At 61.6% G+C, this 14,217-nt stretch carries 10 protein-coding genes, 2 tRNA genes and 1 pseudogene; 4 read left to right on the top strand and 9 right to left on the bottom strand.

All coding sequences use genetic code 11. The annotated features are described in order from the left end of the window. Positions 1-420 precede the first annotated feature (420 nt). The 3 genes from pgmG to LOC54_RS08480 all read right to left on the bottom strand — a co-directional run bounded on the left by pgmG (position 421) and on the right by LOC54_RS08480 (position 3,055). The gene (pgmG, locus tag LOC54_RS08490; protein ID WP_279313388.1) at positions 421-1,830 is read right to left on the bottom strand and encodes a phosphoglucomutase/phosphomannomutase PgmG; all 1,410 of its coding nucleotides are present in this window, start codon (positions 1,828-1,830) and stop codon (positions 421-423) included. Further along, a complete protein-coding gene (gene galU, locus LOC54_RS08485) occupies positions 1,830-2,708 on the bottom strand; it encodes a UTP--glucose-1-phosphate uridylyltransferase GalU (RefSeq protein WP_279313387.1) in 879 nt (292 codons plus the stop codon). Before galU ends, pgmG begins: the two co-directional genes overlap by 1 nt. Positions 2,709-2,969: 261 nt before the next feature. Next, positions 2,970-3,055: transfer RNA gene (locus LOC54_RS08480), tRNA-Leu, on the bottom strand. Positions 3,056-3,109: 54 nt separating this feature from the next. Between LOC54_RS08480 and lipB the strand changes: the two genes are divergently transcribed. Continuing rightward, positions 3,110-3,787, top strand: a complete 678-nt coding sequence (lipB, locus tag LOC54_RS08475; RefSeq protein WP_408740325.1) for a lipoyl(octanoyl) transferase LipB — start codon at positions 3,110-3,112, stop codon at positions 3,785-3,787. Positions 3,788-3,991: 204 nt separating this feature from the next. Here lipB and LOC54_RS08470 read toward each other — a convergent pair. The 5 genes from LOC54_RS08470 to def all read right to left on the bottom strand — a co-directional run bounded on the left by LOC54_RS08470 (position 3,992) and on the right by def (position 7,663). Then, a tRNA-Phe gene (locus LOC54_RS08470) sits at positions 3,992-4,067 on the bottom strand. Positions 4,068-4,267: 200 nt separating this feature from the next. Then, a complete protein-coding gene (pstS, locus tag LOC54_RS08465) occupies positions 4,268-5,284 on the bottom strand; it encodes a phosphate ABC transporter substrate-binding protein PstS (protein WP_279313390.1) in 1,017 nt (338 codons plus the stop codon). Between the two features lie 131 nt (positions 5,285-5,415). After that, positions 5,416-6,177 carry a tRNA pseudouridine(38-40) synthase TruA gene (gene truA, locus LOC54_RS08460; RefSeq protein ID WP_279313389.1) on the bottom strand — a complete coding sequence of 254 codons (762 nt, stop codon included), beginning with the start codon at positions 6,175-6,177 and terminating at the stop codon, positions 5,416-5,418. 14 nt (positions 6,178-6,191) lie between these two features. Then, a complete protein-coding gene (fmt, locus tag LOC54_RS08455; RefSeq protein ID WP_279313386.1) occupies positions 6,192-7,100 on the bottom strand; it encodes a methionyl-tRNA formyltransferase in 909 nt (302 codons plus the stop codon). Positions 7,101-7,111: 11 nt separating this feature from the next. Then, entirely contained in the window at positions 7,112-7,663 is a 552-nt protein-coding gene (def, locus tag LOC54_RS08450) for a peptide deformylase (RefSeq protein WP_279313385.1), read from the bottom strand. 125 nt (positions 7,664-7,788) lie between these two features. Here def and LOC54_RS08445 point away from each other — a divergent pair, with 125 nt between their 5' ends. From LOC54_RS08445 to LOC54_RS08435, 3 genes are read left to right on the top strand one after another with little or no spacing between them, the layout of a single operon-like run. Next, complete coding sequence (locus tag LOC54_RS08445; RefSeq protein ID WP_279313384.1) at positions 7,789-10,965, top strand: efflux RND transporter permease subunit; 3,177 nt, start codon at positions 7,789-7,791, stop codon at positions 10,963-10,965. After that, a complete protein-coding gene (locus tag LOC54_RS08440; protein WP_279313383.1) occupies positions 10,962-12,257 on the top strand; it encodes an efflux RND transporter periplasmic adaptor subunit in 1,296 nt (431 codons plus the stop codon). Before LOC54_RS08445 ends, LOC54_RS08440 begins: the two co-directional genes overlap by 4 nt. After that, complete coding sequence (locus LOC54_RS08435) at positions 12,254-13,834, top strand: efflux transporter outer membrane subunit (RefSeq protein WP_279313382.1); 1,581 nt, start codon at positions 12,254-12,256, stop codon at positions 13,832-13,834. The genes LOC54_RS08440 and LOC54_RS08435 overlap by 4 nt, the downstream gene beginning before the upstream one ends. Positions 13,835-13,923: 89 nt before the next feature. Here the strand turns inward: LOC54_RS08435 and LOC54_RS08430 are convergent. Further along, positions 13,924-14,100, bottom strand: a pseudogene (locus LOC54_RS08430) (transposase); the annotation flags it as partial. Between the last annotated feature and the right edge of the window lie 117 nt (positions 14,101-14,217).

The raw sequence follows: 14,217 nt of genomic DNA, 5'->3' as shown, positions 1-14,217 counted from the left end.
CGTGGTCGTGGCGCTCCCATGACGTATCTGTCCCATAAGGCGTCCTTCCACTCGCGTGAAAATAATACCCCATCAAAACACGGGACTAAACACCTAAAAGACTGCCAGGTAACATACGCCAGTTAACGTGACAGCACCGATAATGGATCATGAAGCAGTCCAGTTTCTTGGATATTGAAGAGGCTTTGACCTATTCAGACGGGAGCAAACGGTCTTACGAACAGTCCATTTTACGATTTTAAATTAACCAAAAAGAGAGTTTCCCGAACCATCCACCTTGCTACAGGGCGGAATGTCTCGAAACCGGACCGGCTAGCGACTCTCTCAAGCCGACGTATCCGTGCACGTGTAATCCCCACAAAAAACGCCGCTCCGGTTTTCCGGAGCGGCGCTGATGTAAGGGCCGTTCAGGCTGTCCGGTCAGTGACCGGAGCTGTTGCCTGAGAAGTCCGGCTCCGATAAGCATGAGGCCTTGAGCTGGCTGACCAGGGCTGCCTTGAGGCGTTCCAGACCTGCCTCGCTCTTGCCTTCCGCACGGGCGACGAGCACGGCCTGGGTGTTGGAGGCGCGCAGGAGCCACCAGCCGTCTTGTGTGTTCACGCGCACGCCGTCTATTTCCGAAACATCGGCTCCTTCCGCGCGCAGGCGACCGGCCACTTCCTCGATCACGCTGAACTTGCGTGTATCGTCGCAATCGAAGCGAACTTCCGGTGTGGAGGTCGTTTTCGGCAGGGCTTCGCGGAAGGCTGACAGCGGCGTTCCGAGGCGCGCGACGATACCGAGCACGCGGATCGCGGCGTAGAGCGCATCGTCAAAGCCGTACCATTTGTCGGCGAAGAAGATGTGGCCTGACATCTCTCCGGCGAGCGGAGATTTTGTCTCGGCCATTTTCGCCTTGATCAGCGAATGGCCGGTGCGCCACATCAGCGGTTCGCCGCCTGCCACGCCAACCTCGTCAAACAGGATCTGGCTGGCTTTCACGTCGGCGATGATGGTCGCGCCGGGGTGATTTTTCAGCACATCACGCGCGAGGAGCACGAGGATCTGGTCGCCCCAGAGGATCTCGCCCTTGTCATCGACGACGCCGACACGATCCGCATCACCGTCGAACGCAATGCCGATATCGGCTTTCTTCGCGCGGACCTCGGCAATGAGCTGCTCAAGGTTCTTCGCGACTGTCGGGTCCGGATGATGCGCCGGGAAGGTGCCATCGATTCCGGGGTTGAGCACGATATGCTCACCCGGCAGCTTCTTCACCAGCTTCTCCAGGACGTCTCCGGCCGCACTGTGGCCGTTATCCCAGACGACTTTCAGAGTCTTCTCGCTACCGTCATAGTCTTTCACGAGGCGGGTGATGTAGTCGTCTGAGATATCGATCGTCTCGGACGTGCCTTTTGCCTCCGGCGTGACATCTCCGGCTGCGGACAGGCGGCCGAGCTCCTGAATATCCTTTCCGAAAAAGGGCTTGCCGGCCAGCATCATCTTAAAGCCGTTATAGTCCGGCGGGTTGTGGCTGCCGGTGACCATGATCGCGCCGTCTGCCTTGCGGATGACGGAAGCGAAATACAGCATCGGCGTCGGGCCGCAGCCCACGCGCACGACGTGCAGGCCGCAGGCAGTCACGCCCCTGACCAGTGCGGCTTCTAGGTCCGGAGAGGACAGGCGTCCGTCATAGCCGACCGTGACGGTTTTGCCGCCGTTGCGCACGACCAGGCTGCCGAAGGTGCGGCCGATGGCGAAGGCGTCGTCCGTGGTCAGTGTCTTTCCGACGATGCCGCGAATGTCATATTCGCGCAGGCTGGTCGGATCGAAGCTGTGGGAGAAGCTCATCAGACGGCACCCGTGTAGTTCTTCAGGAATCCGCGGACGTCATCCGCAAGATCGGGGCGATCGAGCGCGAAGGCGATCTGTGCCTCCAGGAAGCCGATCTTGTTGCCGCAGTCGAAACGACGTCCCTCATAGCGCAGACCGTGGAACGGAATCTCTCCGACCATCTTCGCCATCGCGTCAGTGAGCTGAACCTCTCCGCCCGCACCTTTCTCAAGCTTCGAGAGATGCTTCATCACATCGGCCGTCAGGACGTAGCGTCCGATGATGGACAGGTTGGACGGGGCATCCTCGGGCTTGGGCTTTTCCACCAGCCCCCGGATCTCCACCATTTTGCCGTCATCCTTGCCCGGATTGAGCACGCCGTAGCGGTTCGTGTGCTCACGGGGCACTTCCTCAACCGCGACCACGCTGCCGCCGGTCTGGTTATAGGCCTCGATCAGCTGTCCGATGCAGGGACGGTCAGCGCGGACCAGATCGTCCGGCAGAATGATGGCGAACGGATCGTCACCTATAAAGCTGCGGGCGCACCAGATGGCGTGGCCGAGACCGAGCGGCTCCTGCTGACGCACGGCGGCCAGCGAACCGGCTTCGATGCTGCTGGGTGCCAGGGCTTCCAGGCAGTCTTTCTTGTTCCGCTCGCGCAGCGTGACTTCCAGCTCGAACGCCACGTCGAAATAATCGATCAGCGAGTCCTTGCCGCGCCCGGTGATGAGGCAGAACTCCTCGATTCCCGCCGCCCGGGCCTCGTCAATCGCATATTGTATGAGGGGCTTGTCGACGACCGGCAGCATTTCCTTAGGCATGGCCTTCGTCGCGGGGAGGAAGCGTGTGCCAAGCCCGGCAACGGGCAGGACCGCTTTCTTGAGTGGTTTCGTCACAAAACTGACCCTCTGATATCATCCTGAGAGACGGCACGCATCACACGCCCGCCGCCGTGTTCACGACCTTACGCTGAACACGGGTTACTGGCCAGTTATCTGCCATCCGAGCGTGGCAATAAAAAGACACCTGCCGGAAGGCATCTTCTGCCGCGGGCATGTGCCAGCCCGTCCGGCTGCCTGCCGAAGCTGTGATATCAGGAGATTTTTCAGAGATCCCCGACCCGGGCGGGGAAAATTCCCCGCGTCGGTTCAGGATACTGGTGCGGCCGAGAAGACTCGAACTTCCACGGGGTTTCCCCCACAAGCACCTCAAGCTTGCGCGTCTACCATTCCGCCACGGCCGCCCGTGACAACCGGCACCACATGAGCGATACCGGGGACGGAGGCGCGTATAACCGATGGCTGACCCCGCTGCAATGACCCATACGAAAATTATCCGGGAAAAATCATCCCGGCCTGTTCCCTATCCCGAGGCGCTGGACCGGATGGAGCGCGAGGCTATCGCGATCCGGGAGGACGGTGCGCCTGAAAGGCTGTGGTTTCTGGAGCATCCGCCGCTGTTCACCTCCGGCACCTCCGCACGCGAGGAAGACCTGTTCAATCCGCATGGCTATCCTACCTATCCGGCAGGGCGCGGCGGGCAGTGGACCTATCACGGCCCCGGGCAGCGCGTGGTCTATCTCATGCTGGATCTGTCGCGCTCCAGGGGAGATCTCAGGGCGCGTGATCTGCGGCAGTATGTTTTCTGTCTAGAGGAGTGGATCATCCGCACCCTTGCCCGGTTCGGCATCACAGGGGAGCGCCGGGAGGGGCGAATCGGGGTCTGGGTTACGGACCCGCGGACGGGAGCGGAGGAAAAGATCGCGGCCATCGGCGTGCGGGTCTCCCGCTGGGTCAGTCGTCACGGCATTGCGATCAACGTTGATCCGGATCTGAATGATTTTGAGGGAATCGTCCCCTGCGGTATCCGCGAATTCGGCGTCACCAGTTTCCGCAAGCTCGGTCTGCAGACCCGGATGGAGGAAGTGGATCAGGCTCTGACGGAGATCTGGCCTGATATTTTCGGTCCGGACTGATACGGCTTCCTTGCGGCTCCGGGGAGCTGTTTTCTGCGGATTACAAGACATCGGCATACGGAGAGCCGTTACCGCAAAGACGGCTCCCGGCCGGGCTGGAATCCGCATTTCCGTAATGACGTTATTCTAGCCCCCAATATCCGGACTGGCAGTGCGGTGACTCCGCGCATGACCGGAAAGATATCTGTAATTTTTCAGGAAAAATGGTGCCCAAGACCGGGATCGAACCAGTGACACTGCGATTTTCAGTCGCATGCTCTACCAACTGAGCTACTTGGGCGTTGCTGCCTTGACGGAAGCGTGACGGCCACTCGGACCGACGGAGGTCTCTATAATACCAGGCCTGACGGAGTGCAAGAGTGTGCGGAGATTATCCTTGCGGCGCTTCCGTGCAGGGAAAAACGGAACCGGAGCGGGAGGTAGAAGTTTTCCCGCTCCGGCAGGGTGCATTTTAAAGCAGCATTTATGCCCCGGCGGATCTTATTTCGCAGACGGGTAGCCCGCCTCGATTTTCTGCTTCACGCTGGCTGGCAGCGGGACGTAGTCCAGTTTGCGGGCCGTTTCATCACCGTTTTTAAAGGCATGACTGAAGAAATCACGAACAGCTGCCGCCCTTGCCTGGCTCTGCGGGTTTGTCGGAACCAGAACGAAGGTTGCCGATACGATCGGCCAGACATTCCTGCCTTTGCCATCCAGCAGATCGACGGCAAAATTCTGCGCGTGATCCCAGTCTGCCGCAGATGCTCCGGCGGAGAAGCTGTCCAGGCCCGGGGAGACGAAATCTCCGTCGTGATCCTGGAGCAGAGCGGTCGGGATTCCGTTATGGCGGGCATAGGCATATTCGACATAACCGATGCCGCCCTCCGTTGCATGGACGGAGGCCCCGACTCCTTCATTACCGCGTGCGCCCGGGCCGCCCGGCCACTGTACCGAGGTGGCGGCACCGACATTTTCTTTCCATGCCGGAGACACCTTCGCCAGATAGGAGGTGAAGACGAAGGTCGTGCCCGAGCCGTCCGCGCGATGCACCGGAGCGATATCCGTCTCCGGGAGGTTCAGCCCGGGATTGAGGGCTTTGATTTTCGGGTCGTTCCAGCGCGTGATGGTGCCGAGATAGATTTCCGCCAGCACCGGACCGCTCAGGCGAAGCTGACCCGCACCGATGCCCGGGATATTCACCACCGGAACGACGCCGCCGATGACCGTCGGGAACTGATAAAGGGAGGATGCGGTCAGCTTCGCGCTGTCCATCGGTGCGTCGGAGGCGCCGAAATCGACCGTGCGGGCCGTGACCAGGTTCTGTCCCGCGCTTGAGCCGACGCTCTGATAGTTCAGCACCACGCCCGTGGCCGCCTTCGCTTCCGTGCCCCATGCCTGATAGATCGGCGCGGCGAAGCTCGATCCGGCTCCGGTAACATCTTCGGCATGTCCTGCCGCCGCGCACAGAGGCGTGGCTGAGAGCAGGAGGGTGGCCAGGAAACGTCTGGATGTCAGCATCATCTTCTCCTCAGCCCGGCTGCCCGGATCGGGGTCTGGCCGGATCAGCACGGTCTCTAGCGTGAGACATCTCCGGCGAAAAATGATGTATTTATGACAGGCTCAGCGGCTGGCAGAGCCGGAGTGCGGAGTCAGAAAACCGGCTCCGGATAGACCACTCCCGTCAGGATCAGCCCGTCCGGCGGGGCTGTTGGCCCGGCCCGGCACCGGTCCCGCGCATCAAGCGCCGTGCGCATGCCCGAGACCGGCCAGCGCCCGCATCCGACGAGCTGAAGCGAGCCGACCAGATTGCGGACCTGGTGGTGCAGGAAGGAGCGGGCCTCCGCGATCACGCTGATCACCTCTCCCTCCCGCCGGACATCCAGGCGATCCAGGGTCCGCAGCGGACTTTTTGCCTGGCAGGCCGCGGCGCGGAACGAGGTGAAGTCGTGGCGCCCGAGGATGGTCTGTGCCGCCGCGTGCATCGCTTCCGCATCGAGCGGAAATTTTACGTGCCAGATCCGGTTCTGCTCCAGGGCCGGACGGGACGGGCGATTGAGAATCCGGTAGCGATAGGCGCGGCCCGTGGCGGAAAACCGCGCGCTCCACTCCGCGGAGACCGGCGCGGCTGCCAGCACCACGACGGGATACGGCTTCAGGTGGAAGCTCAGACCGTCGCGCACGGCGCGGGCCGTCAGGGGCAGACCGGCCGGGAAATCCAGATGCGCCACCTGGCCCGTGGCATGGACACCGGCATCCGTGCGTCCGGCCGTCACGCTGGGAACCTCCGACCCGCCCGAGAGGCGGCGGGCGGCCTCTTCCAGCACGGACTGGACGGATACGCCGTTCTCCTGTCGCTGCCAGCCGACGAAATCCGTTCCGTCATATTCCAGCAGAACGGCCCATCTCTGCAGGGGAGACGCCACGCTCAGCGCCCCAGAATCGTTCCGGCGGCCAGAGGATGGCCGCGCAGGAAGGCATCCGCCTCCATCATCCCCTTTCCCGGACGCTGAATCCGGAGAATCCGCACGGCGTCCGTGCCGCAGGCCACGGTCAGCGTGTCATCCAGCACCTCTCCGGGCTGGCCTGATCCGCAAGCCGGGGCGACGGCCCCGATCTTGAAAGTCACGCCGTCAAGCGTCGTGAACGTACCGGGCCAGGGGGTCAGGGCGCGGACCTGCCGGTCGATCGCGGCTGCGTCCCGGCTCCAGTCGATCCGTCCGTCCTCCCGCGTCAGCCGTTCCGCATAGGTGATCCCTTCGGCGGGCTGCGGCACCGGGGCGGGCTGCGTATCCAGTACCTGCGTGATCAGGCGCCCGCCTGCTTCCGCCAGCGCATCATGCAGGGAGGAGGCCGTGGTCTGCGCTGTGATCGCCACGCGTTCTTCCAGCAGCATCGCACCGGTATCGAGACCTGCATCCATCTGCATGATGGTCACGCCGGTCTCTGTATCTCCGGCCAGGATCGCGCTCTGGATCGGGGAGGCCCCGCGCCAGCGCGGCAGAAGGCTGGCATGGATATTAAGGCAGCCCCGCACAGGCGCGCGGAGCATCTCCTCCGGCAGGATCAGCCCGTAGGCCGCAACCACGGCCACGTCCGCAGACAGAGCACGGAACACCTCATGCTCCTCCTCGCGGCGGCGCAGGCGTTCGGGCGTGCGGACTTCCAGCCCCAGCGCAAGGGCCTTTTCATGTACCGGAGACCTGCGTTCGGCCTGCCCGCGACCGGCCGGACGCGGCGGCTGGCTGTAGACCGCGACAATCTCGTGACCGGCTCCGTGCAGCGCCTCCAGGGCGGGAACGGCAAAATCCGGTGTTCCCATGAATACGATCCGCATGGCAGAACCCTTCAGTGCCGTCTCTGCTTCTGCTCTTTGGCCAGACGCCGCATGATCATGTTGCGGCGAAGGGTGGAGAGATGATCGATAAACAGGATACCGTCGAGGTGATCGATTTCATGCTGGATACATGTCGCGAGCAGGCCGCTCACCTCCCGCTCCGTCACCGTTCCGTCCAGCGTGGTCCAGCGCACGCGCACGGCTTCCGGACGCGTGACCTCCGCATACTGGTTCGGCAGGGACAGGCAGCCTTCCTCCCGGGCGGACATCTCCTCGCTTTCCGAGATCACCTCGGGGTTGAGCATGATGATCGGATCTCGCTCCTCCTTCTCTCCGAGATCGACGATGGCAAAGCGGCGGCTGATCCCGATCTGGGGCGCCGCAAGGCCGATCCCGGGCGCGGCGTACATGGCCGCGAACATGCCCGGCAGGATCAGACGGATCTCCCCGACATCCTCGGGACGGACGGGATGTGCGACCTGGCGGAGCACGTTTTGCGGGGCAATCAGAATCCCGACCGGCTGCGCCGTGGCGGCGGCCTCGGAAAAAGCAATGTCATTCATAACCTGGATGTAACGCCAGGAGGTTTTTTTTTCCAGTATGGAGATACCCGAAACGGTTCCCGTCCGAAACAGACACGGTACGATACATTGATGACACCCCCTGTTTCCTCATGTAGCTTCCCGGCATGAACGAAATCGTCGTCGTCGCCCTGAAGCGACCCTACACCTTCGTTGTCCTTTCGATTCTGATTATCGTCTTCGGTATCCGATCCGTAATCAGCACACCGACTGACGTTTTTCCCAGCATCAGGATTCCGGTCGTTGCCATCGCATGGACCTATACCGGCCTGATGCCGGAGGACATGTCCGGACGCGTCATCTATTATTACGAGCGCGCCCTGACGGCGACCGTCAATAATATCGAGCATATCGAGAGCCAGTCCTATTACGGGCGCGGCATCGTGAAGGTGTTCTTCCAGCCCGGAACCGATCCGGGAACGGCCCAGACGCAGATCACGGCCGTTTCCCAGACGATCATCAAGCAGTTGCCCGAAGGTGCGACGCCGCCGCTGGTCCTGACTTATAACGCGTCGTCCGTTCCGGTCCTGACGCTGCAGGTCTCCTCCGATTCCATGACCGCGTCGCAGATCTACGACATGTCGTCGAACCTGATCCGGCCTGCGCTGGTCTCGGTGGCGGGGACCGCGATTCCCAATCCGTATGGTGGTCAGCCGGGCAACGTGATGGTCGATCTGGACCCGACCAAGCTGCTGGCGCATGGCCTGTCTCCGGTGGATGTCTCCCGGGCGCTCAGCAAACAGAATATCGTGCTGCCTGCCGGTGATCAGAAAATCGGCTCCCTGGACTGGATGGTGCAGACCAATGCCAGTCCCAGGGCTATCGAAAGTTTCAACAGCATCCCGATCAAGCAGATCGGCAACTCCGTGGTCTATATGCGCGACGTTGCCTGGGTGCATCGAGGGGGGCCGCCGCAGACCAACCTGGTGCTTGTCAAAGGGCAGCAGGGCGTTCTGATCGTCATCATGAAAAGCGGTGATGCCTCGACCCTCAATGTCGTCGCGGGTGTCCGCAAGATCCTTCCCAGCGTCACGAGCACCCTGCCTCCGGGCGTGCATATCCGCGTTCTGAACGATGCTTCCGAATTCGTGCGGGACTCCATTCATGACGTGGTGCGTGAGATGGCGACCGCGGCGGTCCTCACGGGTCTCGTGGTGCTGCTGTTCCTCGGGTCCTGGCGGTCCACCGTCATCATCGCCACCTCCATTCCGCTGGCCATGCTCTGTTCCATCATCGGTCTGGGATGGGTGGGGCAGACCATCAACGTCATGACGCTTGGCGGTCTTGCTCTTGCCGTCGGTATTCTCGTGGATGACGCGACCGTCATGATCGAGAATATCGATGCCCATCTGGGCACCGGCAAGGATCTGGAAAACTCGATCATCGACGCGGCCAACCAGATCGTGGTGCCGACCTTCGTCTCGACCCTGTGTATCTGTATCGTCTGGCTGCCGCTGCTTCAGCTTTCCGGCGTTGCGGGCTGGCTGTTCATGCCCATGGCCGAGGCCATCATCTTCGCGATGATCGCGTCTTTCATCCTGTCCAGAACCCTTGTTCCGACCATGGCCAAATACATGCTCGCAGGACAGGTGCCGCACGGACACGGAGACGGCACGCCGCCGAAAGGCTTCTTCGGCCGCTTCCGCCAGGGATTCGAGAACGGATTCGAGCGTTTCCGTCACAGTTACCGGGAGGTGCTGGTTTCCCTGATCGGCACGCGCGGTCTGTTCATCGGCGGCTTCCTGACGGCGGCCCTCACCTCTTTGCTGCTGCTGCTGTTCGTCGGTCAGGATTTCTTCCCTGAGATCAATTCCGGCTCACTCGCCATGCATATGCGCGCGCCTCTGGGCACCCGTATTGAGGAAGCCGGCAAGATCTCGCAGCTTGCCAATGCGGAAATCTCCCGGCTGCTGCCGGGTCAGGTGGAGAATATCGTCGATAACTGCGGTCTGCCGTTCTCGCCGCTCAACCAGTCCTTCATTCCCACGCCGACCGTGGGCACTCAGGACTGTGACCTGACGATCTCCCTGAAAAACCAGGAATCGCCGGTTGCCGAATATCGCGGGATTCTGCGCAAAGGGCTGGCGAAAACCTTCCCGGGCACGAGATTCACCTTCATGCCTGCCGATCTGACCGCGAAAATTCTCAACTTCGGTGCGCCGGCTCCGATCAACGTGCAGATCGTCGGGCGCAACCTGCATGACAATTTCCGTTTCGCCAATCAGCTTGCCGCACGGCTCCGCCACGTGACGGGCATTGCCGATGTGGTGGTGCAGGAGCCGATGACCACGCCGACGCTGCAGGTCAACACGCATCGCAGCTTCGCGCTCGGGACCGGCATCACGGAAACCGACGTTGCGAACAACATGCTGCTGGCGCTGTCCGGAAGCTCCCAGGTCGGCACGACCTACTGGCTGGATCCGGCCACCGGCGTGTCCCATCTCGTGGACATCATGATGCCGTCGCACTTCCTGCAGACCATGAACTCCCTTGAGACCATTCCGGTCGATAAGGGTGATGGCAACCCGCAGAACAGGACGATGCAGCTCCTGGGCGGTCTGAGCAAGATCGAGCAGACCGGCACGCCCGGCGTGGTGGCGCATTACAACATCATGCCCGTGTTCAATATCTACGCCATGAATGAAGGCCAGGATCTCGGGGCCGTTTCCCGCGCCGTGCAGAGCATTCTGGATCAGGAGCGGAGCCGTCTTCCGCACGGATCCTCTCTTGTGATGCGCGGTCAGGCGGAGACCATGAACTCGGCCTATATCCAGCTCGGTGCCGGGCTGGCGATGTCGGTGCTGCTGATCTATCTGATCATCGTGGTCAACTTCCAGTCCTGGCTCGATCCCTTCATCATCATCACCGCACTGCCGGGTGCGCTGGCCGGGATCTCCTGGTCCCTGTTCCTGACGCACACCTCCCTGTCCGTTCCGGCTCTGACCGGCGCTATCATGTGCATGGGAACCGCGACTGCCAACGCGATTCTGGTGGTGGCTTTTGCCCGTGATGAGCTGGAGCGCCACGGAGATGCGTTCCGCGCGGCCGTGGATGCCGGGTTCGAGCGTATCCGCCCCGTGCTGATGACCGCATCCGCCATGATTGTCGGCATGATTCCGATGTCGATCAGCAATTCGCAGAATGCCCCGCTGGGCCGTGCCGTGATCGGCGGGCTTCTCGTTGCCACCGTTGCCACGCTTCTCTTCGTCCCGTGCGTTTTCGCCCTGCTGCACGGACGCAAAGCCAGACGCACAGATGCTATTACTACAGGAGAAACCGCATGACCGGCAGCCCGTCCTCTCAGGGTCCGACCCCGGGTCCGGCCTCGGGCCGCAGCAGGAAGCCTGCCGTTCTCATCGCCGTGCTGATTGCCGTCGTTCTGGCCGTCTGGGGGGTCGTACAGCGCACCTGGACCTACCAGTCGCTTTCGAAGGAAACAGCCGAAGCCGCACTGCCGCATGTGCAGGTGATCAGCCCGCAGCGCGGACCGGCGCGCAGAAAGCTGAGCCTGCCGGCGAATATCTCCGCCTGGTATCAGGCTCCGATCTACGCCCAGGTCTCGGGCTATGTGAAGATGTGGTACACCGATATCGGCGCGCAGGTTAAGAAGGGCGATCTTCTGGCCGAGATCGAGACGCCGGGTCTGGACGCGCAGTCCGCTGCAGCGAAAGCCAATCTCAATGTCGCGCTGGCCCGCTATCACCTGGCGCAGATCACCGCGAAACGCTGGCAGGCCCTGGAAGGTACCCAGGCTGTCTCCCGCCAGGAGGTCGATGTTCAGGCCGCGAACGCCACGGCGCAGGAAGCTCTGGTGGAAGCTGCCCAGCATGAGGCCGAGCGGTTCGAGGCCCTTCAGGGCTTCAAGCGCATCGTGGCGCCGTTCGACGGGATCGTCACGTCCCGCTTCGCCGATGTCGGTGATTATGTGAATGCCGGTCGCGGAGACGTCTCGTCCAACGGGACGGCCACGGAGCTGTTCAGCGTGGCTGATGTCCATGCGATGCGTGTCTTCGTGGATGTTCCGCAGGATTATGCGGATATTATTTCCCCGCATCTGACGGCGAGCCTGACGGTGCCGCAGTATCCGGACCGGAAGTTTACCGCAAAATATCTGGCAACCGCCGGTGCATTCCACGCTGCCACCCGTACGGTCCGCACCGAGCTTATGGTCGGCAACGACTCGCGCGAGCTGTGGCCGGATTCCTATGCCACAGTGGAGTTTGAGGCTCCGGGTGATCCGAACATCCTCATCCTGCCTGAAGGCGCGCTGATCTTCCGGGCCAAGGGGCTGCAGGTGGCGACCGTTGACGGCAGCAACCACGTCCACCTTGTGGGCGTCACGGCAGGCAACAATCTCGGTACCACGGTCCAGATCCTGTCGGGCGTGAAGGAAACCGACCGGATCATCAACAATCCTGATGCCGGTCTTCTGGATGGTGACGAGGTCCGGGTTGTCAGCCCGACGCGCGGATATAACGACAGCTTCCCTGAAAAACCGCCCGCCAGGCACTCGCGTGACGATATCCGGGCCATGCCGGAAGGATCCGCCTCGCCGGATGCCGGAGCGCGTCAATGAGGGGATCGCTGCGCCGCGCACTGATGGTGTTCTGCTCGGTTACCATTGCCGGGTGTGACATGGCCCCGGCCTATAAACCCGAACGCCTGGTCTTTCCCGACAACTGGAGCGGCCAGGGCGTCATGCGCTATGGCCGCCCTTCCGACGGCGCGCCCCGCAGTGACTGGTGGACCTCTTTCGGGGATCAGGACCTCAACCGCCTGGAAGAGCGGGCGATGGCCGCCAATGCGGACCTCCAGGCGGCTGCAGAGCGTTTTACGCAGTCGCGGGATGTTGCGGCGGAAGCTGAATCCCATCTCTATCCGCAGCTGGGCGGCATGGCGGGCGGCACCAAATATAAGGGATCGAAGCACCGGCTGTGGCGTGGTGCGGGTGCGACCGGCCCGGTCTATATGTCGTCCGAGCAGTATCAGGCCAGCGTGACATGGGAGCCGGATTTCTGGAGCTCCATCCGCAACAGAAACATGATGGCCCGGCAGAGCGCCCAGCAGTCTGCCGCTGATTACGCCGTCGCCCGCCTTGGAATTCAGGCGGAGCTGGCACAGGATTATATCCGGCTGCGCGGGCTGGACGCGCTGGAAGCCGTCTACAACGAATCGATCCGGTATTATAAAACTGCTGTCGAGATCACGAAACTTCGTCTTTCCGGCGCTATTGCAGCGGGTCTTGACGTGTCGCGCGCGGAAACACAGCTTTTTTCCACTCAGGCGGCGCTGACAGATGTGCAGGCCCGCCGCGCCGTGATGGAACATGCGATCGCCGTGCTGGTCAACGCGGCACCCGCATCGTTTCATATCGCGCCGCGCCCGGATTTTCCGTTCCGCGATGTCCGTCCCGCTCCTGCCCTGCCCTCTGCACTGCTTGAACGCCGACCGGATATTGCCGCTGCGGAGCGCACGATGGCACAGGCAAACCGTGCCATCGGTGTTTCCCGCGCCGCGTTTTATCCGCACGTGACATTCAACGCGATGACGGGATTTATGGATAACGGCTTCGATCTCGCAAGCCTTGGTAACTCGATGTACCAGTATGGTGCCCAGGCCGTGCTGCAGCTGTTCCAGGGCGGATTGCGCCGCGCGGAACTGCAGCGCACCTGGTCATATTACAGACAGACAGAGGACGACTATCGCGCGACCGTGCTGGAGGCTTTCCAGGAAACCGAAGACAGTCTGACCAATGTCTCAAAACTCAGGACAGAGACAGGGCAGCACGAAAACGCCGTGCATGCAGCTCTTCGCACCCAGTCAATGACCATGCAGCTCTATACCGGTGGCCTGACGAACTATCTTGATGTCGTCGTGGCGCAGCAGGCCGCCCTGGTTGCACAGATTGCCTTTGTTGAAACCCGCACGCGCCAGACCACTGCGGTGGTGGACCTCATCCGGGCGCTGGGTGGCGGATGGTCCCGTTCGGATCTTCCCAAGACGAAGGATATCCGTCCGTTCTCCGTTCTGCAGTATGAAGGCCTTCACAAACCCAAGCCGGTCAGAGACGTGCCGCAAACTGACAACCTTTCCGATGCATATCTGCTCTGGAATCCTGCCACTGCAACGGGTCAGGCTGCCACACCGCGCTGATCCGCACGTACTGACACGCATCCTCCGGTGTCTCACTCCGGAGGATGTTCGTGCTTACTATTAACTCTCAATTGCGACATAGCGCACTGCGCTACATTGTTCAGTGTCTGGATGACCAGAATTTTGAACATCAGCACTGGATCGAATGGCGGTCGTCCGCCCTTACTCCCATCTGAATAGGCCAAAGCCCGCTCCAGATCAGGGCGGAATACTTCAAAATCCACAGTCCGGGAAAACGCTTCGAGCTGCTCGCCAAGTCCGCTCAATCGTGCAAGCCGCTCTTCAACATCAAAGAAGCCAGCCTACATGTTTGGTCCCGGGATTTGATGGTGCGGATTATGTATGAACCTTGATGGTTCTTTTTCCCATTGCTGACAAATGAA

This window comes from Acetobacter sp. AN02, from assembly GCF_029759835.1.
GTDB lineage: Bacteria > Pseudomonadota > Alphaproteobacteria > Acetobacterales > Acetobacteraceae > Acetobacter.
The sequence above is the reverse complement of the archived record's forward strand: the minus strand, read 5'-3'. Positions and strand labels throughout refer to the sequence as shown.

Excerpts from the sequence above, each read along its gene's own strand:
- pgmG (WP_279313388.1), bottom strand. The coding sequence starts at position 1,830 with ATGAGCTTCTCCCACAGCTTCGATCCGACCAGCCTGCGCGAATATGAC.
- lipB (WP_408740325.1), top strand. The coding sequence starts at position 3,110 with ATGGCTGACCCCGCTGCAATGACCCATACGAAAATTATCCGGGAAAAA.
- pstS (WP_279313390.1), bottom strand. The coding sequence starts at position 5,284 with ATGCTGACATCCAGACGTTTCCTGGCCACCCTCCTGCTCTCAGCCACG.
- fmt (WP_279313386.1), bottom strand. The coding sequence starts at position 7,100 with ATGCGGATCGTATTCATGGGAACACCGGATTTTGCCGTTCCCGCCCTG.
- def (WP_279313385.1), bottom strand. The coding sequence starts at position 7,663 with ATGAATGACATTGCTTTTTCCGAGGCCGCCGCCACGGCGCAGCCGGTC.
- LOC54_RS08445 (WP_279313384.1), top strand. The coding sequence starts at position 7,789 with ATGAACGAAATCGTCGTCGTCGCCCTGAAGCGACCCTACACCTTCGTT.
- LOC54_RS08440 (WP_279313383.1), top strand. The coding sequence starts at position 10,962 with ATGACCGGCAGCCCGTCCTCTCAGGGTCCGACCCCGGGTCCGGCCTCG.
- LOC54_RS08435 (WP_279313382.1), top strand. The coding sequence starts at position 12,254 with ATGAGGGGATCGCTGCGCCGCGCACTGATGGTGTTCTGCTCGGTTACC.